This window comes from Microbacterium sp. PI-1, from assembly GCF_004337555.1.
Classification (GTDB): Bacteria; Actinomycetota; Actinomycetes; order Actinomycetales; family Microbacteriaceae; genus Microbacterium; species Microbacterium aurugineum.
The window spans coordinates 99,816-124,176 of the sequence record NZ_SJYZ01000007.1; the positions used below are offsets into that span (position 1 = coordinate 99,816).

The 24,361-nt window shown below is 68.9% G+C and carries 20 protein-coding genes; 13 read left to right on the forward strand and 7 right to left on the reverse strand.

What is annotated here, in order from left to right:
• Positions 1 to 110 precede the first annotated feature (110 nt).
• The gene (locus tag E0W80_RS08315; RefSeq protein WP_240740486.1) at positions 111 to 1,517 is read left to right on the forward strand and encodes a DHA2 family efflux MFS transporter permease subunit; all 1,407 of its coding nucleotides are present in this window, start codon (positions 111 to 113) and stop codon (positions 1,515 to 1,517) included.
• A gap of 121 nt (positions 1,518 to 1,638) precedes the next feature.
• Entirely contained in the window at positions 1,639 to 2,193 is a 555-nt protein-coding gene (locus E0W80_RS08320) for a GNAT family N-acetyltransferase (protein WP_131492070.1), read from the forward strand.
• Positions 2,194 to 2,232: 39 nt separating this feature from the next.
• On the opposite strand, the gene purD is transcribed toward E0W80_RS08320, so the two are convergent.
• Together purD and E0W80_RS08330 are read right to left on the reverse strand one after the other, a co-directional pair.
• Complete coding sequence (gene purD, locus E0W80_RS08325; protein ID WP_131492071.1) at positions 2,233 to 3,510, reverse strand: phosphoribosylamine--glycine ligase; 1,278 nt, start codon at positions 3,508 to 3,510, stop codon at positions 2,233 to 2,235.
• Between the two features lie 202 nt (positions 3,511 to 3,712).
• On the reverse strand, positions 3,713 to 4,387 hold the full coding sequence (locus tag E0W80_RS08330) for a CoA pyrophosphatase (protein WP_131492072.1): 675 nt from the start codon (positions 4,385 to 4,387) through the stop codon (positions 3,713 to 3,715).
• 49 nt (positions 4,388 to 4,436) lie between these two features.
• Here E0W80_RS08330 and E0W80_RS08335 point away from each other — a divergent pair, with 49 nt between their 5' ends.
• Positions 4,437 to 4,805 carry a sterol carrier family protein gene (locus E0W80_RS08335; RefSeq protein WP_131492073.1) on the forward strand — a complete coding sequence of 123 codons (369 nt, stop codon included), beginning with the start codon at positions 4,437 to 4,439 and terminating at the stop codon, positions 4,803 to 4,805.
• Positions 4,806 to 4,880: 75 nt separating this feature from the next.
• On the opposite strand, the gene E0W80_RS08340 is transcribed toward E0W80_RS08335, so the two are convergent.
• Positions 4,881 to 5,699: a BtpA/SgcQ family protein gene (locus E0W80_RS08340; RefSeq protein ID WP_047522214.1), complete on the reverse strand. Its 819-nt coding sequence runs from the start codon at positions 5,697 to 5,699 to the stop codon at positions 4,881 to 4,883.
• Between the two features lie 125 nt (positions 5,700 to 5,824).
• Between E0W80_RS08340 and E0W80_RS08345 the strand changes: the two genes are divergently transcribed.
• From E0W80_RS08345 to E0W80_RS08380, 8 genes are all read left to right on the forward strand, one after another.
• The gene (locus tag E0W80_RS08345) at positions 5,825 to 6,598 is read left to right on the forward strand and encodes a DeoR/GlpR family DNA-binding transcription regulator (RefSeq protein WP_021199208.1); all 774 of its coding nucleotides are present in this window, start codon (positions 5,825 to 5,827) and stop codon (positions 6,596 to 6,598) included.
• Between the two features lie 172 nt (positions 6,599 to 6,770).
• Positions 6,771 to 7,805, forward strand: a complete 1,035-nt coding sequence (locus tag E0W80_RS08350; protein WP_131492074.1) for an autoinducer 2 ABC transporter substrate-binding protein — start codon at positions 6,771 to 6,773, stop codon at positions 7,803 to 7,805.
• Positions 7,806 to 7,968: 163 nt separating this feature from the next.
• Positions 7,969 to 9,429 carry a sugar ABC transporter ATP-binding protein gene (locus E0W80_RS08355; protein ID WP_240740481.1) on the forward strand — a complete coding sequence of 487 codons (1,461 nt, stop codon included), beginning with the start codon at positions 7,969 to 7,971 and terminating at the stop codon, positions 9,427 to 9,429.
• Positions 9,426 to 10,454 carry an ABC transporter permease gene (locus E0W80_RS08360; RefSeq protein ID WP_227991948.1) on the forward strand — a complete coding sequence of 343 codons (1,029 nt, stop codon included), beginning with the start codon at positions 9,426 to 9,428 and terminating at the stop codon, positions 10,452 to 10,454. Before E0W80_RS08355 ends, E0W80_RS08360 begins: the two co-directional genes overlap by 4 nt.
• A 2-nt stretch (positions 10,455 to 10,456) precedes the next feature.
• Positions 10,457 to 11,554, forward strand: a complete 1,098-nt coding sequence (locus E0W80_RS08365) for an ABC transporter permease (protein ID WP_240740482.1) — start codon at positions 10,457 to 10,459, stop codon at positions 11,552 to 11,554.
• 24 nt (positions 11,555 to 11,578) lie between these two features.
• Complete coding sequence (locus E0W80_RS08370) at positions 11,579 to 13,066, forward strand: FGGY family carbohydrate kinase (protein ID WP_131492076.1); 1,488 nt, start codon at positions 11,579 to 11,581, stop codon at positions 13,064 to 13,066.
• On the forward strand, positions 13,066 to 14,139 hold the full coding sequence (locus E0W80_RS08375; RefSeq protein WP_131492077.1) for an aminopeptidase: 1,074 nt from the start codon (positions 13,066 to 13,068) through the stop codon (positions 14,137 to 14,139). The genes E0W80_RS08370 and E0W80_RS08375 overlap by 1 nt, the downstream gene beginning before the upstream one ends.
• A gap of 1 nt (position 14,140) precedes the next feature.
• A complete protein-coding gene (locus E0W80_RS08380) occupies positions 14,141 to 15,820 on the forward strand; it encodes a dihydroxyacetone kinase family protein (RefSeq protein WP_131492078.1) in 1,680 nt (559 codons plus the stop codon).
• Between the two features lie 86 nt (positions 15,821 to 15,906).
• On the opposite strand, the gene E0W80_RS08385 is transcribed toward E0W80_RS08380, so the two are convergent.
• From E0W80_RS08385 to E0W80_RS08400, 4 genes are all read right to left on the reverse strand, one after another.
• Positions 15,907 to 16,683 (reverse strand): inositol monophosphatase family protein, encoded by a 777-nt coding sequence (locus E0W80_RS08385; RefSeq protein WP_131492079.1) that lies wholly within the window; start codon positions 16,681 to 16,683, stop codon positions 15,907 to 15,909.
• A gap of 162 nt (positions 16,684 to 16,845) precedes the next feature.
• Positions 16,846 to 17,619: a heme ABC transporter ATP-binding protein gene (locus E0W80_RS08390; protein ID WP_131492080.1), complete on the reverse strand. Its 774-nt coding sequence runs from the start codon at positions 17,617 to 17,619 to the stop codon at positions 16,846 to 16,848.
• Positions 17,616 to 18,689: an iron ABC transporter permease gene (locus tag E0W80_RS08395; protein ID WP_131492081.1), complete on the reverse strand. Its 1,074-nt coding sequence runs from the start codon at positions 18,687 to 18,689 to the stop codon at positions 17,616 to 17,618. The genes E0W80_RS08390 and E0W80_RS08395 overlap by 4 nt, the downstream gene beginning before the upstream one ends.
• Complete coding sequence (locus tag E0W80_RS08400; RefSeq protein ID WP_131492082.1) at positions 18,686 to 19,792, reverse strand: ABC transporter substrate-binding protein; 1,107 nt, start codon at positions 19,790 to 19,792, stop codon at positions 18,686 to 18,688. Before E0W80_RS08400 ends, E0W80_RS08395 begins: the two co-directional genes overlap by 4 nt.
• A 162-nt stretch (positions 19,793 to 19,954) precedes the next feature.
• On the opposite strand from E0W80_RS08400, the gene E0W80_RS08405 reads away from it, so the two are divergent.
• Both E0W80_RS08405 and E0W80_RS08410 read left to right on the forward strand, forming a co-directional pair.
• The gene (locus E0W80_RS08405) at positions 19,955 to 23,830 is read left to right on the forward strand and encodes an HtaA domain-containing protein (protein WP_165875424.1); all 3,876 of its coding nucleotides are present in this window, start codon (positions 19,955 to 19,957) and stop codon (positions 23,828 to 23,830) included.
• A gap of 217 nt (positions 23,831 to 24,047) precedes the next feature.
• Entirely contained in the window at positions 24,048 to 24,359 is a 312-nt protein-coding gene (locus E0W80_RS08410; protein WP_047522953.1) for a hypothetical protein, read from the forward strand.
• Positions 24,360 to 24,361: the final 2 nt, after the last annotated feature.

Genomic DNA, 24,361 nt, shown 5'->3' on the forward strand with positions numbered 1-24,361 from the left:
CACCGGTGTCCGCGCCCTCGTCCTCCGGTCCGTCGACCGGCACCTACTCCCTCGGGCACAAGCCCACGAGTCCCTGGCCCGCGCTCTGGGCGCTCGTCATCGGCTTCTTCATGATCCTGGTCGACACCACGATCGTGTCGGTCGCGAACCCGGCCATCAAGGCGGCGCTCGACCCGAACACGAACAACCTCGACAACGTGGTGTGGGTCACGAGCGCCTACCTGCTCGCCTACGCCGTGCCGCTGCTGATCACCGGACGCCTCGGCGACCGCTTCGGCCCGAAGAACATCTACCTGATCGGTCTCGCGATCTTCACGCTCGCCTCGCTCTGGTGCGGACTCTCCACCACACTCGAGGGGCTCATCGTCGCCCGCGCGGTGCAGGGGCTCGGTGCGGCGTTCATGACCCCGCAGACGATGGCCGTGATCACCCGCACGTTCCCGCCTGAGCGCCGCGGTGCCGCGATGGGACTGTGGGGCGCGACCGCCGGTGTCGCCACCCTGGTCGGCCCGCTCGTCGGAGGCCTGCTGGTCGACGGCTTCGGCTGGGAGTGGATCTTCTTCGTGAACGTCCCGGTCGGCATCGTCGCGTTCGTGCTCGCCTGGCGCCTGGTCCCGAAGCTCGCGACGCACCCGCACCGCTTCGACATCGTGGGCGTGGTGCTGAGCGCCGTGGCCCTCTTCCTCCTCGTGTTCGGACTCCAGGAGGGCGAGAAGTACGACTGGGGCGTCATCTGGGGCCCCATCTCGGTGTGGAGCCTGATCATCGCCGGGCTGGTGGTCCTCGGTCTCTTCATCCTGCAGCAGGCCAAGACCCGGAGTGAGCCGCTGGTCCCGCTCGAGCTGTTCCGCGACCGCAACTTCTCGGGGGCGAACGTGGCGATCGCCGCGGTCGGCTTCACGGTGACCAGCATGTCGCTGCCGATGATGTTCTTCCTGCAGACGGCGCGCGGGCTCACGCCCACCGAAGCGGCGCTGCTCCTGATCCCGATGGCCGTGCTCTCGGGTGTGCTCGCTCCGGCCGCGGGCAAGCTGCTCGACCGGGTCGATCCGCGCATCATCCTCATCCCGGGGTTGCTCTGCGTGGCCGGCGCGCTGGTCTGGTACTCGGCCCTGATCAACATGGACACCCCGATCTGGATGTTCCTGCTGCCGTCCGCCCTGATGGGCATCGGCAACGCGGGCATGTGGGGCCCGCTCGCCACCACGGCGACGCGCAAGCTCCCTCCGCGCCAGGCCGGTGCGGGTGCGGGCATCTACAACACGACCAGGACGATCGGATCGGTCATCGGCTCGGCATCCATCGCGGCTTTCATGCAGTCGCGCCTGGAGGCGAACCTCCCGGGTCTCGCCGATGCGCCGTCCGGCATCTCGACGGGCGGGACGCTTCCGCCGCAGGTGGCCGACGGGTTCGCCGCCGGTATGGCGCAGTCGATCCTGCTGCCGGCGTGTGTCATGGGGATCGCCCTCATCGCCTCGCTGTTCCTCGGCCGCTACGACAAGACCACGGCTCCCTGAGTCCGGCCCCGGCTTTCGAATCGCGTGAATGGTCGCATCCGTGGCTCGGATCGGGCCGTTTGCGCGATTCGAAGGCCCGGAGTGAGTTGCACCGGCGACCACCGTCTGGTGTGCTGAGGCGATGACGATCGCGCTCTCCCGACCGACCACCGACTTGTTCGAGTCCTGGGCTTCCGCGGTGGCCGAGTTCGAGGGCGCACACGTCGACGGTGCCGGTATCGAGAAGGGGGTGGTGCCCGACCGTGCCGCGTGCGAGGCCTTCGTCGAGATGGCGGCGCTGTTCGCGACCCCCGGTGCCGCGCTGCCGGAGGGGCGGGTTCCGTGCGACTACTTCTGGATCACCGAGGGTGACGAGATCGTCGGGTTCATCGCGTTCCGTCGGGAGCTCAACGAGTGGCTTCGTCGCTTCGGCGGCCACATCGGATACTCGGTGATCCCCTCCCGACGCCGGGAGGGGATCGTACGCGAGGCGCTCCGCCTGATGCTGCGCCTGGCGAAGGCCGAGGGCTATGAGCGGGTCATGCTCACCTGCGATGACGACAACGTGGGGTCGATCCGGACGATTGAGGGTGCAGGTGGCGAGCTCGAAGACGTGATCGACGCCCCCGAGCCCGGGCAGCCCCGCGTACGGCGGTACTGGATCGACATCTCGGGGACCAGCCTCACCGCGAGCTAGCCTCACCGCGAGCGTCTGCGGTCCGGAGGCGGAGCAGGACTACTCCGCGACGCGGGCGGCGATGTCCGTGCGGTGGTGCGAGCCCTCGAGGGAGATGCGGGAGATCGCCTCGTACGCGCGGTCACGCGCCGTGCGGAAGTCGGAGGCGACGGCCACGACGTTCAGCACGCGGCCGCCCGTCGCGATGAGCGATCCTCCCGGTGCATCGGGGCTCGCGGTCGCCGCATGCACGAGTCGCACACCCTCGACCGACGCAGCGTCCGCGAGGCCCTCGATCGGACGACCGGTCTGCGGCGCCTCGGGGTACCCTTCGCTGGCGAGCACGACGGTGATCGCCACGTCGTCGCTGAACTCGGGCTCGGGCTGATCCTCGAGCGTGCCGGAGGCAGCGGCGAACAGCAGGTCCGACAACGGGGTCACCAGTCGGGGCAGCACGATCTGCGTCTCGGGGTCGCCGAAGCGGGCGTTGAACTCGATCACGCGCACACCGGCCGGGGTGAGGATCAGCCCCGCATAGAGCAGCCCGATGAACGGGGTGCCCTCGGCGTCGAGCTGCCGCACCACGGGGAGAGCCACGTCACGGGTGACCTCTTCGACGAAAGCCCGCTCGCTGCCGAACTGCTCGGCGAGCCACGGCAGCGGCGAATACGCGCCCATGCCACCGGTGTTGGGTCCGGCATCACCGTCGAGTGCGCGCTTGAAGTCCTGAGCGGGGCTGAGTGCGCGCACCGTGTCGCCGTCGCTGAGGAAGAACAGCGAGACCTCGGGGCCGGAGAGGAACTCCTCGATGAGGACGGGCCCGGCAGGAAGGTACTGCTCGGCGTGTGCGAGGGCGTCGGCACGGTCGGACGTCACGATGACACCCTTGCCCGCGGCGAGGCCATCGGCCTTGACCACGTACGGTGCGCCGAGCTCGTCGAACGCGGACTCGACCTCGGCTGTGGTGGATGCACGGACTGCACGACCGGTCGGCACGCCAGCCGCGTCCATGACCCGCTTGGCGAAGGACTTCGAGCCCTCCAGCTGAGCGGCGGCCTTGCCCGGGCCGAACACCGGGATGCCACGCACCCGCAGCGCATCCGCGACACCGGCGACCAGCGGGGCCTCGGGGCCGACGACGACCAGGTCGATGGCGTGCTCATGCGCGAAGGCCGTCACCGCGGCACCGTCGAGGGGATCGACCGTGACGGGGGTCGCATCCTGCGCGATGCCGGCATTGCCCGGAGCGACGAAGATCTCGTGCTCCGTCTGCTCTGCCCGCAGGGCGAGGATGATCGCGTGCTCACGGGCACCGGAACCGAGGACGAAAATCTTCACCCGTCCAGACTACCGAGGCTCACGGTCCGGGTTTCAGGTGGTCGGTGTTCGGGTGTTCGGTGTTCACAACTCCGCAGAAGCCCGCCGAATCGGTGCATACCCGCGGTGTGTCGGTCGTTCGCCCAACATTCTTGAGGAGTTGTGACCGAGGTCGAAGGGACTCCAGACTCCGAGAACGACCGGGCTCCGGGGTCGACCGGGCTCAGAGGTCGACGGTCCGTTCCACGGAGGCATCCCAGGGCACGGTCCAGCCGGCGGCGTCGAACAGGGCATCGAGCACCATCGCGGTGAAGCCCCACACGATCGTGCCGTCGACGTCGAAGGCGGGGCCGCGGAAGGTGTGGCCCATCCGTGTGAGGGTCGAGGTGAACCGGGTGGCCGGGTCGAGGAGCTGGGCGACAGGGACGCGGAACACCTCGACGGTCTCGGCGTGGTCGACGGCCACGACCCGCGACGGCGACTGCCACCAGGCCAGCACCGGGGTCACCAGGTGGTTGCTGGCGGCGAGCGGAATCACGGGGAGCGTGGCCAGGATCTCCACTCCGTCCGGATCGAGCCCGGTCTCCTCCTCGGCTTCGCGCAGGGCTGTGGCCACGGCATCGGCGTCATCCGGCTCGACACGGCCGCCCGGGAAGGAGACCTGACCGGGGTGGGAGGAGAGGGTGGGTGCGCGGCGCTGCAGAAGCACGTCGAGATCGCGGGCGACGGCGGGTCCGGCCGTGGGGGCGGGGATGCGGTCGAGCACGCCGAACAGGATGAGCACGGCCGCGTCATGAGCGCTCTGCGGATCGGCGAGCTGCGGGATGCGCACGCCCCAGGAATGGTCGGCGACAGCCGCGAGCAGCTCGGCGCGGGCGCCCTGGGGATGCATGCTCATGCGTTCGAGCTTAGGACTCGTCCCGCGACGTCGGACGTAGTCTGGAGAGATGGCCAGGAAGATCGACATCACGGACGGACGCGTCGCGCTCGATGCCGTCCGTGCCGCCGATGCCTCGGGGGCGAAGCCGCAGCGCTCCGACCTCGCCACCGCCGTGCGCTACCTGCTGCAGCTGCTGGACGAGAAGGCGCCGGGTAACAGCGTCGAGGTTCGGGTGCCCCCGTTCGGTGCGGTGCAGGTCATCCAAGGACCCCGTCACACCCGGGGCACGCCGCCCAACGTCGTCGAGATGGATGCCGCGACCTGGATCGCCGTGTCGACCGGGACCGAGCGATGGGCGGAGGCCGCGGCCGCCGGGCGCATCCACGCCTCCGGGACCCGCGCCGATCTGAGCGACGTCCTCCCGTTGCGGCCCTAGCGCGGAGGCCCACACGCAGAACCGCCCCGGGGTTCACGCGGATCGGGGCGGTTCGCAGGTCGCAGTGGTCGCGGTTCAGGCGAGCTGTGATCGGAACGCCTTCGCGGCGACCATGAGCTCCTCGACCCTCGTGCGGTCGGCGCGGTTCTCGAACTTGCCGTCCTGCTTGAAGTACGTGCCGACGACAGCGCCATCGGCGACGGCGAGCTGATCGGCGACGTTGGAGGCCCGGACGCCGGTGTTGACGAAGACGGGGACATCTCCGGCGTTCTCCTTCACGATGGCCAGCGACTGCGTGTCTGTGGGCGCGCCCGCGGTGAGCCCGGAGACACAGAGAGCGTCGGGCTTGGTCGCGAACACCGTGGTGCGGGCGATCGAGCCCAGGTCGCGTTCGGCGAGGTAGGTGGCCGACTCCGGCACGATGTTGAAGAGCAGTTTCACGTTCCCCGCGCCGATGCGGTGGCGGTGGCGGGCGACTTCACCGACGTTCGTGTTCCACAGACCGAAGTCGCTGGCGTAGACGCCCGTGAAGATCTCGCGGACGAAGGCGGCGTCGGTTGCGGTGGCGAGGTCGATGGAGGCCCGGCCGTCCCACAGCACGTTCACGCCGAAAGGGACGGAGAGATCGCGCTGGAGCTCGCCGAGGACGCGGGCCATGGTGATCGCGGTGATCGGCTCCGTCTTCGTCAGGTACGGAAGGCTGAACTCGTTCGAGATCATCACGGCGTCGACGCCGCCGCTCTGCAGGGCGTCGAGCTCGCCACGGGCGCGGTCCACGATCGCGGCGACACCGCCGACGGTGTCGTAGCCGGGGTCGCCGGGGAGCGGAGCCAGGTGCAGCATCGCCACGATCGGCTTCTGTGTGCCGAACACCTCGGGGAGCCAGTTGGGCATGTCTTTCCTCGTTTCTTCGGAATGGATCACAGTTGCTGTGAAAGATTCACGACGAGCAAAGCACAAGTAATTCATTCACACAAGCTTGTCGCCTAAGGTGGGATCTGCCACACGAGGAGGTAGGGATGGAAGCCCACGAGCGCCGCGCGCTGATAGAGCAGCGTGTTCTCTCTGACGGGGAGGCCGAGTTCAAGGCTCTCGCCCTGGAGTTCGACGTCTCCGAGATGACCATCCGTCGCGACCTGGAGCTCCTCGAAGAGCGCGGCAGCGTGCGTCGGGTGACCGGCGGTGTGATCGCCGCGCACGGAACGGCGGTGGAGCCCGGGTTCAATTCGCGAGCGTTGATGGGCGCGCGCGAGAAGATCAACATCGCTGCCGCTGCCGTCGCTCATCTCAACCATGGTGAGACCGTCGTGCTCGACAGCGGCAGCACTGCGCTTGCCGTGGCTCGGGCGATCGTCGGCAAGGGGCTCGGGCTCACGGTTGTCACGCCGAGCATCCTCGTCGCGCTCGAGCTCCACGACGAGCCCAACACCACGATCCTCGTCACCGGTGGGCGGGTGCGGCCGGGCGAGCTCAGCCTGGTCGGTGCCGAGTCGATCGAGGCATTCAAGCGCTACAACTGCGACGTGTACGTCATGGGGGTCTCCGGGGTAGACGGCAAGCGCGGTCTCTCCGACTACTCCAATGAGGAGGGGGCGGTGAAGCGCGCGGCGATCGAAGCCTGCGATCGCGTCATCGTCGTCGCCGACGCGTCGAAGCTCGGCCGCGTGCATCTGACGAATGTCGCCGGCCCGGGTGAGGTCGATCTTCTGGTGACGGATGGTGCGGTGGATCACCCCGCGCTCGTCGGGTTGCGCGCGGCTGGCGTGCAGATCGAAGCCGTTCCTGCGCTCTAGCGAACCGCGCTCCGCGTCCGGCCCTCTTGCGCAACGGTTGAGCAACAGGTGTGAGATTTCGCATTGACAAGCGAAGGGATCACGTTTTACTGTTCCACAGCGATGAGATTTCTTCCCATTCCTCCCTGGGGGTGGTCGAAACTAACACTGGCTCAACACGAAGGAGTGGAACATGCGTAAGACGAAGTTGCTTGCAGGGATCGGATTCGGCGCGGTGGCCATGCTTGCCCTGGCCGGCTGCGGTCAGGTCGGCGGAACCACCGGTGGTGGCGAGGCCGGTGGAGGTGCCGAAGACGGCGCGATGGTCACCGTGGTCAAGATCTCGGGTGTCGGCTGGTTCGACCGCATGGAGGTCGGCGTCAAGGAGTTCGCCGAGGAGACAGGGATCGACGCGCGCCAGGAGGGTGCCGACGACGCGAGCCCCGAGAAGCAGATCCAGATCATCCAGGACCTGATCGCGCAGTCACCGGCCGCGATCACCGTCGTCCCCAACTCGCCCGAGGCGCTCGAGTCCGTGCTCAAGCAGGCACGGGACCAGGGGATCGTCGTCGTCGCCCACGAAGCAGCCGGTATCGAGAACGCCGACATCGATATCGAGGCGTTCGACAACCGGGCCTACGGGGCGAAGATCATGGACAACCTCGCCGAGTGCATGGGCGACTCCGGGCAGTACGTCTCCTTCGTCGGCGGGCTCACGGCCAAGACCCACATGGACTGGGTCGGCGGCGCGTACGACCAGCAGCAGGCCGAGTACCCCGAGCTGACCCGTGTCGAAGAGCCTGTGGAGAGCAAGGAAGACGAGAGCGTCGCCTACCAGCGCGCAAAGGAGCTGCTCGCGAAGTATCCCGACATCAAGGGCTTCCAGGGCTCGGCCGGTACCGACGTCGCCGGCATCGCTCGCGCGGTGCAGGAAGCGGGCCTGGAGGACCAAGTCTGTGTGATGGGCACGAGCATCCCGTCGGTGGCGAAGAAGTACATCGTCGACGGCTCGATCGACAAGATCTTCTTCTGGGATCCCGCCATGGCGGGCAAGGCCCAGCTCAAGATCGCGCAGCTGCTCGTCGACGGCGAGGAGATCGCAGACGGCACCGACCTCGGTATCGAGGGGTACAACTCCCTGAAGAAGCTCGACGGCTTCGACAACGTGTACGTGGGCGACGCCGCGGTCATCGTCGACAAGGACAACGTCGACGACTACGACTTCTGATCCCGACGTCCCTCACGACTCAGGGCGGGGTCGCCAGCGCGCGGCCCCGCCCCGGAGGAAGAACATGAACGCAGAACAGGCGCAGCCGACGCCCGGAACGGGGCCCGCTTCTCCTCAGGTCGACTCCGTTCGCGGGACCAGGCCCGTTCTCGAGGTCAGGGGGGTGCGGAAGGTCTTCGGCGGGGTCGTCGCCCTCGACGACGTCGCCATCACCCTCCACCCCGGACGGGTGCACTGCCTGGCGGGCGAGAACGGGTGCGGCAAGTCCACGCTGATCAAGATCATCAGCGGTGTCGAGAATCCGGAGGCGGGCGAGATCCTGCTGGATGGCGAACCGCTCGCACACCTCTCGCCGACGCAGGCCCTCCGTGCGGGCATCCAGGTCATCTACCAGGACTTCTCGCTCTTCCCCAACTTGACCGTGGCCGAGAACATCGTGCTCCCGGCCGCGATCGCCGCGCGACGCAAGCTCTACAGCGCGAAGAAGCGCCGGCCCGAGGCGCAGCGCATCGTCGAGGAACTGGGGCTGAGTCTCGACCTCGATTCCGACGTCGAACGACTCTCCGTCGCCGACCGTCAGCTCACCGCGATCTGCCGCGCGCTCGTGCAGGACGCCAGAGTCATCTTCATGGACGAGCCCACGACGGCGCTCACGCACTCCGAGGTCGAGCGGTTGTTCGCCCTCGTGCGGAGATTGCAGCAGCGCGGTGTCGCCCTGGTGTTCGTCAGCCACAAGCTCGACGAAGTCCTGCAGGTGTCTCAGGACATCACGGTGCTGCGCTCCGGGCGCCTGGTCGCGAGCGGCCCGGCCGACGAGTTCGACGTCGCCTCCCTCACTCACGCCATGACAGGTCGTGAGGTCGACGACTCCCGGGTCGTCGTCGAGGTCGATGACGACGTCGAACCGTTGCTGCGCGTCGAGCACCTCGATCTTCCGGGCGCCTTCACGGATGTCTCGTTCGACCTGCAGCCGGGCGAGATACTCGGTCTCACCGGGCTTCTCGGATCAGGTCGCGGCGAGATCGCCGACGCACTGTTCGGGCTGTTGACCCCCCGATCCGGCACCGTCACCGTCGGCGGGCGTACCGTGCGGCCGGGGAGCATCCGGGCTTCCGTCGACGCTGGTATCGGTTACGTGCCCGAGGACCGGCTCACACAGGGCCTGTTCCTCGACAAGTCGATCTCCGACAACATCATCGCGGGCTCCCTGAGCGAGCACGCGGTCGGCAAGGTGCTTCTCAGCCGCAAGCGCACGGCTGAGACCATCTCGCGTCTCTTCTCCCGCCTGCGTATCAAGGCCTCCAGCGTCGAAGCGCCCGTGCGGTCGTTGTCCGGCGGCAACGCGCAGCGCGTCGTGCTGGCCAAGTGGCTCGCGACCAAACCGCGAGTGCTGATCCTGAACGGACCGACGGTCGGCGTCGACGTGGGTTCAAAGGAGGAGATCCTGCAGATCCTCCGCGAGGCCGCGCGTGACGGGATGGGTGTGCTCATGATCTCCGACGATGTTCCCGAACTCGTCTCCCTCTGCAACCGCGTGCTCGTGGTCCGCCGCGGCGAGATCGTGTCGCGGCTGGCGGGCGACGAGATCGCCGCACCCCGAATCCAGGAGGTGATGGCCGCGTGAGCGCCACCGACACCCGCATCCGCCTTCCCCGCATCGGGCGCATGTCGAACGAGCTGGTGCTGGCGAGCATCATCGTGGTCCTGGTGATCGTGATGTGCGCCGTGAACCCCGCCTTCCTCAGTGTGCACACGCTCTTCTCGATCCTGCGCTCTGCTCTGGTGCCGATGGTCTTCGCGCTTGCGGTGCTCCTCGTGATCATCTCCGGCGGTATCGACGTCTCGTTCGCAGCCATCGGCATCTTCGCGGCCTACACGACCGTGTCTCTCGCGCAGGGCGAGAGGCTCGACTTCGGGCTGATCGGCATCCTCGCCTTCGCAATTGTGATCGGCGGAGCTCTCGGCTTCGTCAACGGCATCGTGATCGCGAGGTTCCGGCTGCCGACCCTGATCGTCACGCTCGCGACGCAGGGCATCTTCAAGGGTGTGCTGCTCGCCTACATCGGCTCACGATACATAGCTGAGCTGCCGAACGGCATCTCCTGGCTGTCGACCGCGAACCTCATCTCGATCGAGTCGACTCGCGCCTACCTGCCGATGCTCATCGTGCCGGTCGTGCTGCTGGTGATCGGTGCCGCATTCCTGTTGCGGCGCACGATGTTCGGCCGCGGCATCTACGCGATGGGCGGCGACCTGGAAGGGGCTCGCCGCGCGGGCTTCCCCGTGGTGCGCCTGCAGATCCTGCTCTACGTGCTCGTCGGGGCGGTCGCCGCGATCGGCGGACTCATCCACGTCGTGCTCGGGCGCAGCGCCAACCCGCAGGACCTCGTCGGCACGGAGCTCGACGTGATCGCGGCCGTCGTGCTCGGCGGCGCCTCGATCTTCGGTGGACGCGGCACCGTCACCGGCACTGTGCTCGGCGTGCTGCTGGTGCAGATCATCAACAACAGTCTCATCCTGATGGGCGTGCCGACGGCGTGGCAGCGTGCCGCCGTCGGCTTCCTCCTGGTGATCGGCGTCGGGATCCAGGCCGTCATGGCTCGCCGCGCTTCCCGCCGGACGTTCGTCCTCGACACGGTGAAGGAGTGACCATGCCACAGACGCCCCCTCCCGGGCAGCTCGCCCGGATGAACGACCAGGTCGATCGCTCGGTGCGTTCGCTGCTCGGTCGCATCCACGTGGATCGTGGCATCGGTCGGATGCTGGTGCTCTTCGTGCTTGCGTTCGGACTCTTCGCGATCCTCAACCCGAGGGTCTTCCTCAATCCGATCAATCTTCAGAACATGATGGTCGCCTCACCCGAGGTCGGAATCCTCGCGATCGCGATGGCCCTTGCGATGCTCACCGGCGGGATCGACCTGTCGCTGGTAGCCATCGCGAACCTGTCGGCTATCACGGTCAGCACCATGTTCACGGCCATCGCGAGCAGTGATCCGGCGACCGCCGAGTCGTTGGGTGGGTTCATCGCTCTCATCGGCATCCTGGTCGGCGCTCTCGCCGGTGCGGTCAACGGCTTCCTGATCGCGACGGTCGGCATCACGCCGATCCTCGCGACCCTCGCCACGATGCAGATCTTCAACGGGATCGCGATCGTGTGGACAGGCGGGAAGACGCTCTACGGTGCCCCGGCCGTGCTCTCATCGGTCGGGCAAGCGACTGTCGGCGGCATCCCGATCCTGTTCCTCGAGTTCCTCGTGGTGGCGGTGCTGATCGGGGTGCTGATCTCCCGCACCCCGTTCGGGCGACGCACTCAGCTGCAGGGGGCGAACCCCACGGCGGCGATGTACTCCGGCATCCGCAGCACGAGCGTGCTCTACGGCACGTATGTGACGACGGGGCTGCTCGGCGGCATCGCCGGGTTGGTGTTCCTGTCCCGCAACCCGACCGCGAGCGCCGACTACGGCACGTCCTATGTGCTGCTCGTGATCGTGATCGCGGTGCTCGGCGGGACGAACCCGACCGGCGGATTCGCCACCATCACGGGCGTGGTCCTCGCGACGCTCGTGCTGCAGGTTGTGCAGTCCGGCTTCACGGCCATCCGACTCTCGGCATATGAGTATGCGATCGCGCAAGGGGTGATCCTGATCGCGGTGATGGTGTTCGATCAGGTGAGGGTCCGGCGAAGGCCGCGTCGCGCGCCGAGCAGTCAGACCGAGACGATCGCGCTCGCCGAGATTCCCCGGGCCTGACTCCCGCATCCGAAAGGCACTCTGATGGACCTGTTCCTCGGCATCGATGTCGGAACGTACGAGACCAAGGGCGTGCTGGTCGATGCCACCGGGCGGGTGCACGCCGAGGCACGCACAAGGCACGGCATCAGCACGCCCGCACCTGGAATAGTCGAGCAGGACGCGGATGCGGTGTGGTGGCACGACCTCGTCGAGGTCGCCACGACGCTGCGGAGCGCAGTACCGGATGCCGTGATCGCCGCGGTGGCGTGCAGCGCGATCGGCCCGTGTGTGCTCCCCGTGGACTCCGAGCTGCGTGCGCTCCGCCCCGCCATCCTCTACGGGATCGACACCAGGGCGACCGAGGAGATCGGCATCCTCGAGACGCGACTCGGACGGGACGAGATCTACCGCCGGGCGGGCAATGCGTTGACCAGCCAGTCCGCGGGGCCGAAGATGCTCTGGGTCGAGCGCAACGAGCCCGAAGTCGCCGGGCGCACCCGGTGGTACCTCACGAGTCAGAGTTACCTCGTCGCGCGTCTGACCGGTGAGGTCGTGATCGACCATGCAACGGCCGGCTACTTCCATCCCTGCTACGACCTGGCCCGGCTGGACTGGGACCTCGGCGGGATCGACGACCTCATCCGCCGGGAGACCCTGCCCCGTCTCGGATGGTCGACCGACGTCGCCGGCACGGTCACCGCCGCGGCTGCTGCAGTGACCGGCATCCCCGAGGGCACACCGGTGCTCGTCGGCACGACGGACGCCGTCGCCGAAGCGGTCGGGGCCTCGGTGGTCGCGGCCGACGATCTGATGCTCATGTATGGGTCGAGCGGCTACTTCATACGCGTGACTGACCAGCCGCACGCGGATCCGCGTCTGTGGGCCGCACCCTTCGCACTGCCGGGTCGCTTCGTCCTCGCCGCGGGCACATCGACGGCCGGCACCGCGACACGATGGGTCGCCGACCTGCTCGGACTCGACCACGGAGATGGCGACGCCGCGATGTTCGGGCGCCTGATGGAACTCGTCCGCTCCGCGCCGCCGGGCGCGAACGGAGTGCTGCACCTGCCGCACTTCAGCGGCGAGCGCACACCGCTGCACGACCCCGCTGCCCGTGCCGCGTTCAGCGGTCTCACGCTCTCGACCGGTCGGGCCGAGATCGCCCGTGCTGTCGTCGAAGGAGTCGGACAGTCGATCGTGCTCGCCGTGTCTGCACTGCTCGAAGGCGGCGATGTCGAGCCACGCGTGGTCGCGATCGGCGGCGGAACACACAACGAGGTGCTGATGCAGACGGTCAGCGACCTCACGGGCCTGCGCCAACGGACGGCGGCGACCTTGGGAGCCGCCTACGGGGACGCGATGCTCGCGGCGATCGGCCTCGACGTCGTCACGGAGGAGCAGGCGGCGGATTGGGTCGCCTTCGCAGAGGAGGTCGCGCCTCAAGAGAGCCTCGCCTCCCGGTTGCAGACTGCCTACGAGAGTTTTCCGCACACGTACCGCGCCCTGCGCGCGCTGAGAGAGGTGGACTGATGAGCAGGTGGCAAGAACTCGCGGAGCACCTGGCCGCGGTGAACGAGGTCGGCGAGGGGACGAAGGTCTCGGTGTTCGCCACGACGTCGTCGGTGCTCGACGCGGTGGATGCCTTCGTGGAGGAGGTGTATCGCCGCGGCGGGATGCCGCAGGTGCTGCTCGTCGAGGAGAAATACGACCGGTTCGCGCTCGAACACGCGAGTGCGTCGCTGCTGCGCGAGGCCGCACCGCTCGAACTGGCTTCGATGCAGTGGGCCGACGTGCACGTGTCCTTCCGGGGCATGGAACCGCCCGCCGACGAGATCGACGGCACCAGGCTCAGCCTGCAGCGCGAGGGCAAGGGGGTCGTCTCGACCGCGCGTTGGCAGGGCACCCGGTGGACGCTCGTTCGTATCCCCACTCCTGAGTGGGCGGCGCTCATCGGTGTGCCGCGCGCGCAGCTGGAGGAGGAGTTCTTCGCAGGTACCCTCGCGGACTGGACCGTCCATCGAGCCCACCTCGATCGTCTTTGCGCCGAGTTGAACAACGCGTCGCTCGTGCACATCCTCGACGAGGACACCGACCTGCGGCTGAACTGCAGGGGGCGGACCTGGGTGCCGTTCGCAGGCGAGGCGAACCTTCCGGACGGCGAGGTCGCGACCGCTCCGGTGGAAGACGGCGTCGACGGGCACATCACCTTTCCCGGCTCGTTCTGGTTCGGCGGGGCGACGATCACCGACCTCCGGCTCGAGTTCGTCGAGGGGCAGGTGGAGAGGGTATCGGCGGCACGGGGTCTCGACCTCGTGGAGCGCATCCTCGACGCCGACGGCGCTCGCCGCGTGGGCGAGCTCGGCATCGGTACGAACCCGCACGTGCGGACGATGACCGGCGATCTGCTGATCGACGAGAAGATCCTCGGTACCGTTCACATCGCGCTCGGCCGCTCCTATCCGCAGTGCGGCGGTAGGAACGAGTCAGCCATTCACTGGGACATCGTGAAGGACCTCCGCTCGTCGGGGCGGCTGGAAGCGGATGGGCGGGTGCTCATCGACCACACGACATACGATCCGATCCTCACCGGACAGGAGTTCTGACATGCGCAAGATCCTCAACGACCCTCAGGCGTTCGTCGACGAGACGCTGGAGGGCATCCTCCTCGCCCACCCCGATGAGCTGCGGGCCGTCACCGCAGATCGGCGGGCGTTGGCGCGTACGGATGCGCCGGCGCCGGGGCGGGTCGGCATCGTCACCGGTGGCGGGTCAGGACACCTGCCGTTCTTCCTCGGCTACGTCGGGCGCGGGCTGTGCTCGGCGGTCGCCGTGGGGAACGTCTTTTCCTCGCCGAGCTCCTCCCAGATCCACGCGGCTTCGGTGGCCGTGCACTCCGACGCCGGGCTCCTTTACCTGTATGGCAACTACGGTGGCGATGTGCTGAACTTCGACACCGCGGCCGAGCGCTGCCGCGCTGAGGGCATCGAGGTGCGCACGGTGCTCGGGGCGGACGACATCCAGTCCGCGCCGCGTGAACGCGCGGAGTCTCGCCGCGGTGTCGCCGGACTCGTGCTCGTCTACAAGGTCGCCGGGGCGATGGCCGACCGCGGTGCGTCCCTCGACGAGGTCGAGCGCGTCACTCGTAAGGCGTCGGATGCGACCCGGACGATGGGCGTCGGCCTGTCGCCGACCGTGCTTCCTGCAGCGGGTGAGGAGACGTTCACGCTCGACGAGGGGGAGATGGAGATCGGCGTCGGTATTCACGGAGAGCGCGGCAGCCATCGCGGCCCTCTTGAGCCGGCGGATGCGATCACCGACCGGTTCCTCACCGAGATCGGCACCGAACTCGACCTCACCGAGGGGCGGCGCGTGGCCGTGCTCGTGAACGGCCTTGGCTCGACGCCGCTCGAGGAGCTGTACGTGATGTACCGCCGAGTGCACCGCACGCTGACGGATGCCGGGGTGGCCATCGGCTACCGACTGGTCGGCGAGTACGTCACGAGTCTGGAGATGGCCGGAGCCTCGCTGTCGATCATGCAGCTCGATGACGAGCTGGAAGAGCTGCTGCAGGACCCTGCCGGGTCACCGTTCTTCCGACAGGGGGCAGCGCCGGTGGGGGACGTCCTCACGACCGCGACCGCCGTCGGCGAAGAAGCGGCCACTGTCGATGTGACCCTGGCCGGATCCCGCAGCGCTCTTCGCGATCTGCTGCTCGCTGTACTGCCGCAGATGGAGCGGCACCGCGAAGAGCTCCGCGCCCTGGATGCCGCTCTCGGCGACGGAGACCTCGGCGTCACGGTCGCCGTCGGTGGTGCCGCAGTGGCGGATGCCTTGCGCAGCCTCCCGGATGATCTCGACGCACGCAGCATCCTGCGCGTGGCGGGTGATGCCTTCGCCACAGCGAACCCCTCGACGTTCGCTGCTCTGATCGGAAGCGGCCTGATCGCGGCGGGGGAGCACGTCCCGCCGGGGGCTCACCTCGACCGTGCGGGTCTCGTCGATGTCGTGCAGACGGCAGCGACGAGGATCGGCGCGCAGGGCGGTGCTGCGCGCGGCGACAAGACCGTGATCGATGTGCTCCTCCCCATCGCCGAGGCGCTCGATGCCGGAGCGGGGGCCGCCGAAGTATCGGCGGCGGCACTCGCCGCGGTCGCCGAGAGCGCGGGCTGGCAGTCGCGACGTGGTCGCGCGGGGTGGCAGCAGGAGCGCTCAGCGGGTCATGCGGATCCCGGCTCTGTCGCGGTCGCGCGCTTCGTCGAGGAAGTCGTGCGCGCCACCAGCTGAGGGCCGGAAGGAGAACTCCGCGGAGCCGTGCAGCACCGAGGTCGTCGAGGTCCGTTTCCTGCAGTCCCGCGGGCTTTCGGCGCCGCCTATTCGACCGGTAGGTGCGGTGGGTGCGCGAGGATTCCGCCCCGCATGGTGGCCGGACGCTTCACGGTGACCCCTGCTTCTTCGGCGATCAGAGCTCCCGCTGCCCAGTCGAACTCGTACAGGTCGGTCTCGATGAAGGCGTCGACACTGCCTTCCGCGACCAGACACAGTCCGAGTGCGGCAGAGCCGACACTGCGCAGATCCGTGAACGCCGCCATGCGCGCCGGGAGCTCGGCGAGCTGCCGTATCCGCTGCTCGGGGTCGTAGGAGAATCCGACGGCGAGAAGCACCGGTGTCGCGCCGGCGGCTGGTCCGTGGAGCCGCCGACGGGTGTCGCCCGATGTCCGGTATGCCCCCAGCCCCACCCCCGCGGAGTAGATGAGGTCGAGCTCCGGAGCATGCACCACACCGGCGAGCCAGGCGCCGGAGCGCACATCCTGTACGGCGACGGAGGACCCGTAGTGCGGCAGCCCGCGCACGAAGTTCGAGGTGCCGTCGAGGGGATCGATCGACCAGCGGAGCGCGGAGCCGGAGCCGGTGGTCGCGTACTCCTCTCCGGACACCTCGTCGTCGGGGCGGTGCGCGGCGAGGGCAGCGCGGATCGCGCGTTCGGCACGCAGGTCGATCTCGGTGACCACGTCGCCCGAGGCCCCCTTCGTGCGGAGTCCGAGGTGATCGGACGACGCATCGCGTTCACGGGCGGCCTCGGCGAGCACATCGGCTCCAGCTGCGGCGGCCGCGAGGGCGACGTCGAGCAGGTCGGATGCAGACGGCATGGCGATATTGATCCTCCCGTGGGCGATCCTCCAGCGTAGCGTCGGCGACCCCAGGAGTCGGCTCAGGCGCGATCGTGGAGCGAGATCCGGTACCCGTCGGGGCCGGCGAAGGTGAGAGTCCGCCCGAAGGGACTGCCGATCCGGCCCTAGCCGCGCCGCGGATCAGCGCCGCGCGACGACCAGCGGAACCCCGGTCGCGGGGTGGGGGAACACATCGACGGCCTGGCCGTAGACCTGCTCGATCCGCTCGGCGCTCAGCACCTCGGACGCCGTGCCGGTCGCGGCGACCCGCCCGTCGGCGAGGAGCGTCACGCGGTCGGCGTGCGCGAGCGCGGCATTGAGATCGTGCAGCACGATGGCCACCGCGATCCCGGCGTCCGCACGCGTCCGGATCAGCCGCATGACGTCTTCGTGGTGCTTCAGGTCGAGCGCCGCGGTCGGCTCGTCGAGCAACAGGATGCCGGTGCTCTGGGCGATCACGCGGGCGAGCGCGACCCGGGCGCGCTCACCTCCCGACAGCGACGGCACCGCGCGCGCACGGAGTGCCGTCACCTCGGTCTGCGCCATCGCGGAGGACACCAGATCGTCGTCTTCCTCGGCCGCGGGCGTGCGCGCCCAGGGGGTCCGGCCCATCCGCACGACCTGCTCTGCGCTGAAGGGGAACGTGACGGTGTTCTCCTGCAGGAGCACGGCACGCTGCCGGGCGAGCATGCGCGGTGTGACCCGGTCGAGGGGCCGACCATCGAGCTCCACCGTGCCCGCGTGCGCGGTGACGTCTCCGGCGAGGACTCCGAACAGCGTGGACTTGCCCGCACCGTTCGGCCCGACGAGGGCGTGGATCTCTCCGCTGTGGATGTCGATGGACGCATCGTCGAGGATCGTCCGCCCTTCGCCGACGCGCACCGTGAGCCCCGCCCCGCGGAGCCGGACGGTCACGCCCATCCTCCCGAGCGACGGCGTGTGCGCACGAGCAGCCACAGGAAGAACGGCCCGCCCACGAGCGAGGTGATCATGCCGATGGGGAGATCCGCGAGCGGCACCGCGGTGCGCGCGACCAGGTCGGCGACCGCGATGAGCAGCGCGCCGCCGAGTGCCGAGGCGACCACGAGCGGGAGGTGGGCGGGGCCGATCATCATGCGCATCAGGTGCGGCACCACGAGCCCGGCGAAGCCGATGATCCCGGCGAACGCGACCGCCGCGCACACCAGCAGCGCGACGGTCACGATGACCACCACCCGCAGCAGCTCGACGTTCACGCCGAGGTGTCGTGCGGTGCGCTCGCCGAGGGCGAAGAGGTCCAGGCCGGGCGCCACGATCAGGGCGACGACCACGCCGATCAGGACGAGCGGCGCCACGAGCTGGATGTTCGACCACAGCGCGCCGTTCAGCGAGCCGAGCTGCCAGAACACGATCTGCTCGCGGGTCGATGTCGTGCCGAGGAACGTGAAGAACGCCATGCCCGCGCCGGCGATCGCATTGATCGCGATACCGGTGAGCAGGAGGGTCACGACCTCGGTGCGTCCGCCGGACCGGCTGATGAAGTACACCGAGAACACCGCGACCAGGCCCCCGAGGAACGCGAAGGCGGGCGTCGTCCACATCCCGAACGTCGCCAGCCCGAAGGTGATGCTCGCGGCTGCACCGAGAGCCGCGCCCGAGGAGACCCCGACCACGCCGGCGTCCGCGAGCGGGTTGCCGAAGATCGCCTGCATGAGCACACCCGAGACGGCGAGGGCGGCACCGACCAGCAGGCCGAGCACGATGCGCGGCATCCGCAGGGTGAAGATCACGCCGTAGTCGGTGGATGCCGTCGGAGCCCACGCCGAGTCGATCCCGATGCCGCGCAGCAGCACCCCGACCAGCGAGGTGGGGGACAGGTCGTACTGCCCGCTCGTGATCGACACGATGCACGTGATCGCGAGCGCGACGACCAGGCCGACCGTCACCAGCGTGAAGCGCAGGCCCCGATGCCTGGTCGGAGTCGGGGTGACGACCTCGCCGGTCACTTCGCGGGCTCGGGCGCGTACAGGGCGCGGGCCAGGGCGCCGATCACGTCGGCGGTGCGCGGACCGAAGCTGAGGATCTCGCTGTCGGCCATGTCGATCACGCGACGGTGTGCTCCGGCGGGTGTCTGAGCCACGGCGGGGATCCGCTCGATCAGCCCGTCGATGCCACCGACGGATTCGAGCCCGTCGGTCATCATCACCAGCACGTCGGGCTGCGCGGCGACGAGGGCTTCGGCGGTCATGGGCTTCATGCCCTCCCATCCGATCTCGGCGGCGACGTCGACTCCGCCCACCGCGTCGATCAGCGAGTCGGCCCCGGAGTCCTCGCCGAAGATGTAGTACACGTTCGCGCTGCCGCGGACGTAGAGGAAGAGCATGCGGGCGCGATCCGCTTCGTCGGCGGGCACCACCTCGGAGATCTCGGCCAGCGTCTCATCGACCGCGGCATCGAGCCGCGCGATGAGCGCCTCGCCCCGGCTCGGGACCCCGAGGGCTGCCGCGATCTCGGTGACCAGCTCGTCGGTGGTGTCGAGCCGCCGGTCGCTGGAGATCACCACGACCGCGATGCCCGCGTCGCGCAACTGCTGGCGCACCTCCTTCGGGCCGATCGTCGTGTCGGTGAGGATGACGGTCGGGGACAGTTCGAGGATCGCCTCGGCATTGAGCGTGTGGCCTGTCTTCGTGACGACCGGAAGGTCTTCCGTGCCCACGAAGTCGGTCGACGCGTCGCGCCCGACGACCTGATCGCCGAGACCGAGAGCGAACACGGTCGACGCGATCGTGCCCGAGATGTCGATCGGCAGGATGCGGTCGACGTCGGTGATCTCGACGTCCCGGCCTTCGCTGTCGGTCACCGTCACCGGCAGGTCCGGCGCGGTGTCATCGTCGACGGCGTCGATCGCATGGCTGGAGAGGCACGCGGTGGAGGGGCCTTCATGTCCGCGCACGTCGTCGATCAGGCCGAGGGACGCGAGGGGTGTGGATGCCTGCGGGCACGTGTCCTCCACGGCGAGAGGGGGTGCGGCGGTGGCTCCCGGCTCGGCGCACGCGGTGAGCCCGGCGGCGAGGGCGGCGACGAAGAAGACGGCGATGACGCGGCGCATTAGGCAAGGCTATCCTAAAACTTGACGCGCCTCGATCGGCACCTCTACGCTCAGGATCAGTGCTTACTTAGCTAAGCCTAACCAAAACCCACCCGTCGCCCGACCGCATTGCGGCACCGTCGGCACACGTGATCTTCTGCGTGCCCGGAGCCGTGGAGAATCGTGAACGCCATAGCCACCGCATCCTCAGGGAGCACTCGCCTACGCGTGCTGCTCGCCGCTTTCGTCTCCTTCCTTCTCGTCGCGGCCGGTGCGGTGATCGTCCCGCCCGCGCACGCCGCCGACACCGCGGTCACGGCATCGGTCTCTTCCGCCGACACGTCGGGGGTGCGCGTGCAGGTGCAGGCCGACGGGCTGCCCGATGTCGCGGGCGCCTACGCGGCCCTGATCGTCACCGGCACGGAAGGTGGGCTCAGCGGCGGGGGTGGATACGCCGCGTTCGTGATGCCCGTCGTCGCCGGAGGGGCGAGCACGTTCACGCTCGAGGCGCCGGCAGGCTCGCTCGATCGGACGAAGTCCTACGAGGTGCTCGTGTGGCAGAAGCACTCGAACCCGGACGCGACGACGATCTACGGACGCGGTGAGGTCGCGATCTCCGCGGGGCAGTGGGATGCCGTGTTCGGCCCCGTGCCCACCGACCCGGGCACGGATCCTGGGACTGATCCCGGTACCGATCCCGGTACCGATCCGGGGACTGACCCTGGTACGGATCCGGGGACTGATCCCGGTACCGATCCGGGGACTGACCCTGGTACGGACCCGGGGACCGACCCCGGTACGGACCCGGGCACGACCCCGCCGACCGACGCGTCGCTCGAGGTGTTCCTTGCCGACGGCACCACCCCGGCGGGGAATGCCGCCCTCGCGGCCGGCGACAAGATCGTCGTGAAGGGCTCGGGCTACGACCCGGCGGCCAACGTCGGCGGCCGTGGGGTGCCGATCCCCAAGGACCTTCCGCAGGGCACCTACGTCGTGTTCGGCAACTTCGCCTCGACATGGCAGCCGTCCACCGGTGCCGCGTCGTCGACACGCTCCGTGGGGGCGCAGGTCTGGGCGCTCTCCGAGGACGTGCTGAACCAGGTGCCGTCTCCGTATCAGGGTGCGATCCGCGCGCAGCGGGTCGACATCGCCGACGACGGCACGTTCCAGGCGACCCTGACGCTGAAGGACGCGTCCGCGACTCCGGGCTCGTACGGCGTCTACACCTACGCGGCCGGAGGCGTGGTCAACGTCGATCAGGAGCGCAGCGTCGCACTGAACTACACCGAGGCCGCCACTCTCACCGCCACGGTGAAGAGCGCGAGCGCGAAGGATGGGCTCACGATCGAGGCGAAGGCGTCGAAGCTGGGCGCCATCACGGGTGCCTACGTCGCGCTGATCGAGGCGGGAACCGAGGCGGAGGTCACCACCGGCGGCGGATTCCTCGCGATGCAGTACGTGCGCGGCATCTCCGGCGGCGTGTTCACCGTCGACCTCGCAGCCGCTGCCTCCACGCTCGACCGCACGAAGTCCTACGAGGTGATCGTCTGGAAGCAGCACACGATGCCGAACGACGACACCCTGTACGCCCGCGACGCGGTCACTATCAGCGACGCCGAGTGGGATGCGCTCACCGCCCCGACGTTCACCCCGTCGCTCGAGGTCTTCCTTGCCGACGGCACCACCCCGGTCGGGAGTGCCGCCCTCGCGGCCGGCGACAAGATCGTCGTGAAGGGCTCGGGTTACGACCCGGCGGCCAACGTCGGCGGCCGTGGGGTGCCGATCCCGAAGGATCTTCCGCAGGGCACCTACGTGGTCTTCGGCAACTTCGCCGCGGACTGGAAGCCGTCGGAGGGCGCTTCCTCCGCGAACCGCTCGGTCGCGGCGCAGGTGTGGGCGCTCGCCGAGGGTGTACTGAACCAGGTCCCGTCGCAGTACCAGGGTGCGATCCGTGCGCAGTGGGTCGACATCGCCGACGACGGCACTTTCGAGGCGACGCTGACGCTGAAGGATGCCGCCGCCACCCCCGGCTCCTACGGCGTCTTCACCTACGGCGCGGGTGGGGTCACCAATGCCGCGCAGGAACGCAGCGTGGCACTGAACTACGGCGACGCCGCGGCTCTCGAGACCTCGGTGACCTCGGCGACCGCGAAGGACGGGCTGACCGTCACGGCCGCGGCCACGAACCTCGGCGACATCCCCGGCGCGTACGCCGCTCTGATCGAGACCGGCACGGAGGCGGATGTCACCGCCTCCGGAGGATTCCTCGCGATGACGTACGTGAGGGAGATCACGTACGGGGCGTTCGCGGTCGACCTCACGACGGCAGCGAAGAACCTCGATCGCACGAAGTCGTACGAGGTGATCGTGTGGAAGCAGCACTCCATGCCCACGGCCGACACGATCTACGCGCGTTCGACGGTGGAGATCACCCCCGCGCAGTGGGATGCCCTGTTCGCGACGGTCGTCCCCCCGAAGCCCACGAAGCCCACGAAGCCGACGACCCCGCAGGCGAGCGTCCCCGGTGGGTCGCTCCGCTGGGCCATCTCGTCGTCGTTCGTGAACTACGTCACGAGTGACATCGCGCAGGGATCGATCACGGTCTCCGACGGGGCGACCCGATCGGGTGGTCAGTTCCAGTTCGGACAGTCGGTCGGCGGCGACTACGACCGTGGGACCGGTCTGGGGGGCGTCGTCTACCGCGGATCGGTGCGGTTCACCGGTCACCACGGTGTGCTCGACGTCACGGTCTCGAACCCGCAGATCCGCATCACTTCGGCGGGGGCGGCGACTCTCTCCGTGACGAGCGGCGGTGCGCAGGTGCCGTTCGCGACCCTCGACCTCTCCCGTGCCGCACGCACCACGGTCGACGGTGCCGTGACGTACACCGCGGCCCCCGCCGCACTGACGGCCGCCGGACGGGACAGGGTCCTGGCGGGGTACTCGACCACGCTCAACCCGGTCACGTTCACGATCGGCTCGGTGGCCGCTGCTCCGTCCGGGACGACGGGCACCGTGGCTGCGGCTGCCGTGAAGGCCAAGACGACCCTGCCCGCCGCCCCACCGGCATCGGACGGCATCGACGTCGACGCGGAGAACCTCGCCGCCCTCGAATCCGGGCAGCCGGCGACCATCTCGGCCTCCGGCTTCCAGCCGAACGAAGAGGGCATCAAGGTCGTCGTCTACTCGAGCCCCGTGCTGCTCGACACCGTGACCGCCGACTCCGCGGGTGTCGCGACCTGGTCGGGGTCGGTGCCCGCGGGCCTGGAGGACGGTGCCCACACCCTGACCCTCCAGGGATCGGTCGACCGCGGTCTGACGTTCACGCTGACCCGCGCCACGACCGTGCTCGGATCCTGCACGGTGGAGGGCGCCACGCTCAAGTGGGGCTACAAGGAATCGTTCCGCACGTACATCGAGGGCATCGCGAAGGGCGGCTGGACGCTGACCGACGTGGCGTACCAGTACCCGGACTTCGTGTGGCAGAACGGCACCGGATCGTTCGACGACGAGGCCCTGACCGGTCTCGTCTCCTTCGGGGGGAGCATCACGTTCACGGGACACGACGGCGCACTGAACACGACCCTCGCGAATGCCGGCATCGAGCTCGCCGGGGACAAGGGTTACCTCGTCTTCGACGTGACCGGCACCACGCAGGGCGGCGAGAGCATCGACCAGCAAGGCGTCCGCCTCGCGGAGTTCGCCCGCGGTGACGCGACGATCGTCGACGGTGTGCTGACCCTCGATGCGATCCCGACGACGCTCACCGAGGCCGGGGCTGCCGCGTTCGGCACCTACGCCGCGGGCGAGGCGCTGGATCCGGTGACCGCGGTCATCCCGGTGAACGCCGACTGCGGTGTCACGCCGGAGGAGGAAGTCGACTCCGAGGCCGCGGCGTCCGTCACGACGGTGACCGAGCCCGCGACCTCCGAAGGCGCACCCGTGTGGCCGTGGATCGTCGGCGGCCTGGTCGTCGTGGTGCTCGCCGCGACCGGCGGTGTGCTGATCGCCCGCCGCAACCGCAAGGACGAGACCGCCGAGACGACGACCGAGGTCTGATCCCCTCCCGAGGACAGGACGGCCCTCCCCACGGCGCACGCGGGGAGGGCCGCCCTCCGTCTCCTGTCGCTTACGGATGTCGGAGGACCGCACGGATGCAGGAGGGAATCGCTCGGCCGGCTCCTGCATCCGTGCAATCGTCCGACCGATGCGCACCCGAGACCGAGGGCCGGAAGCCCCGGTTCCCGGCATCCGTAGACGGTGGGACAATGGAGTCATGGCCCCCACCGATTCCCACCAGACCGTCGAAGCGACCGTGCGCCGCGTGCCGCGGTACGGCGTGTTCATGGGCATCGGCGTGGTGGTCGGCATCATCGCCGCCGGCATCCTCACCTGGGCGGGCAGCTTCGAGCCTTCGCAGGCGCTCGATGTCGTCTATCCGCCCGGACAGGTCTTCGGGTTCCTCCTGCTGTGGACGGTGCCGATCGGCATCGCGCTGGGCGGAGTCGTCGCCCTCATCCTGGAGCGGGTGGCGCGCCGACACGACCGCGTCGTGCGGGTCGACCACGAGACCGTCGTCGACGACTGAGG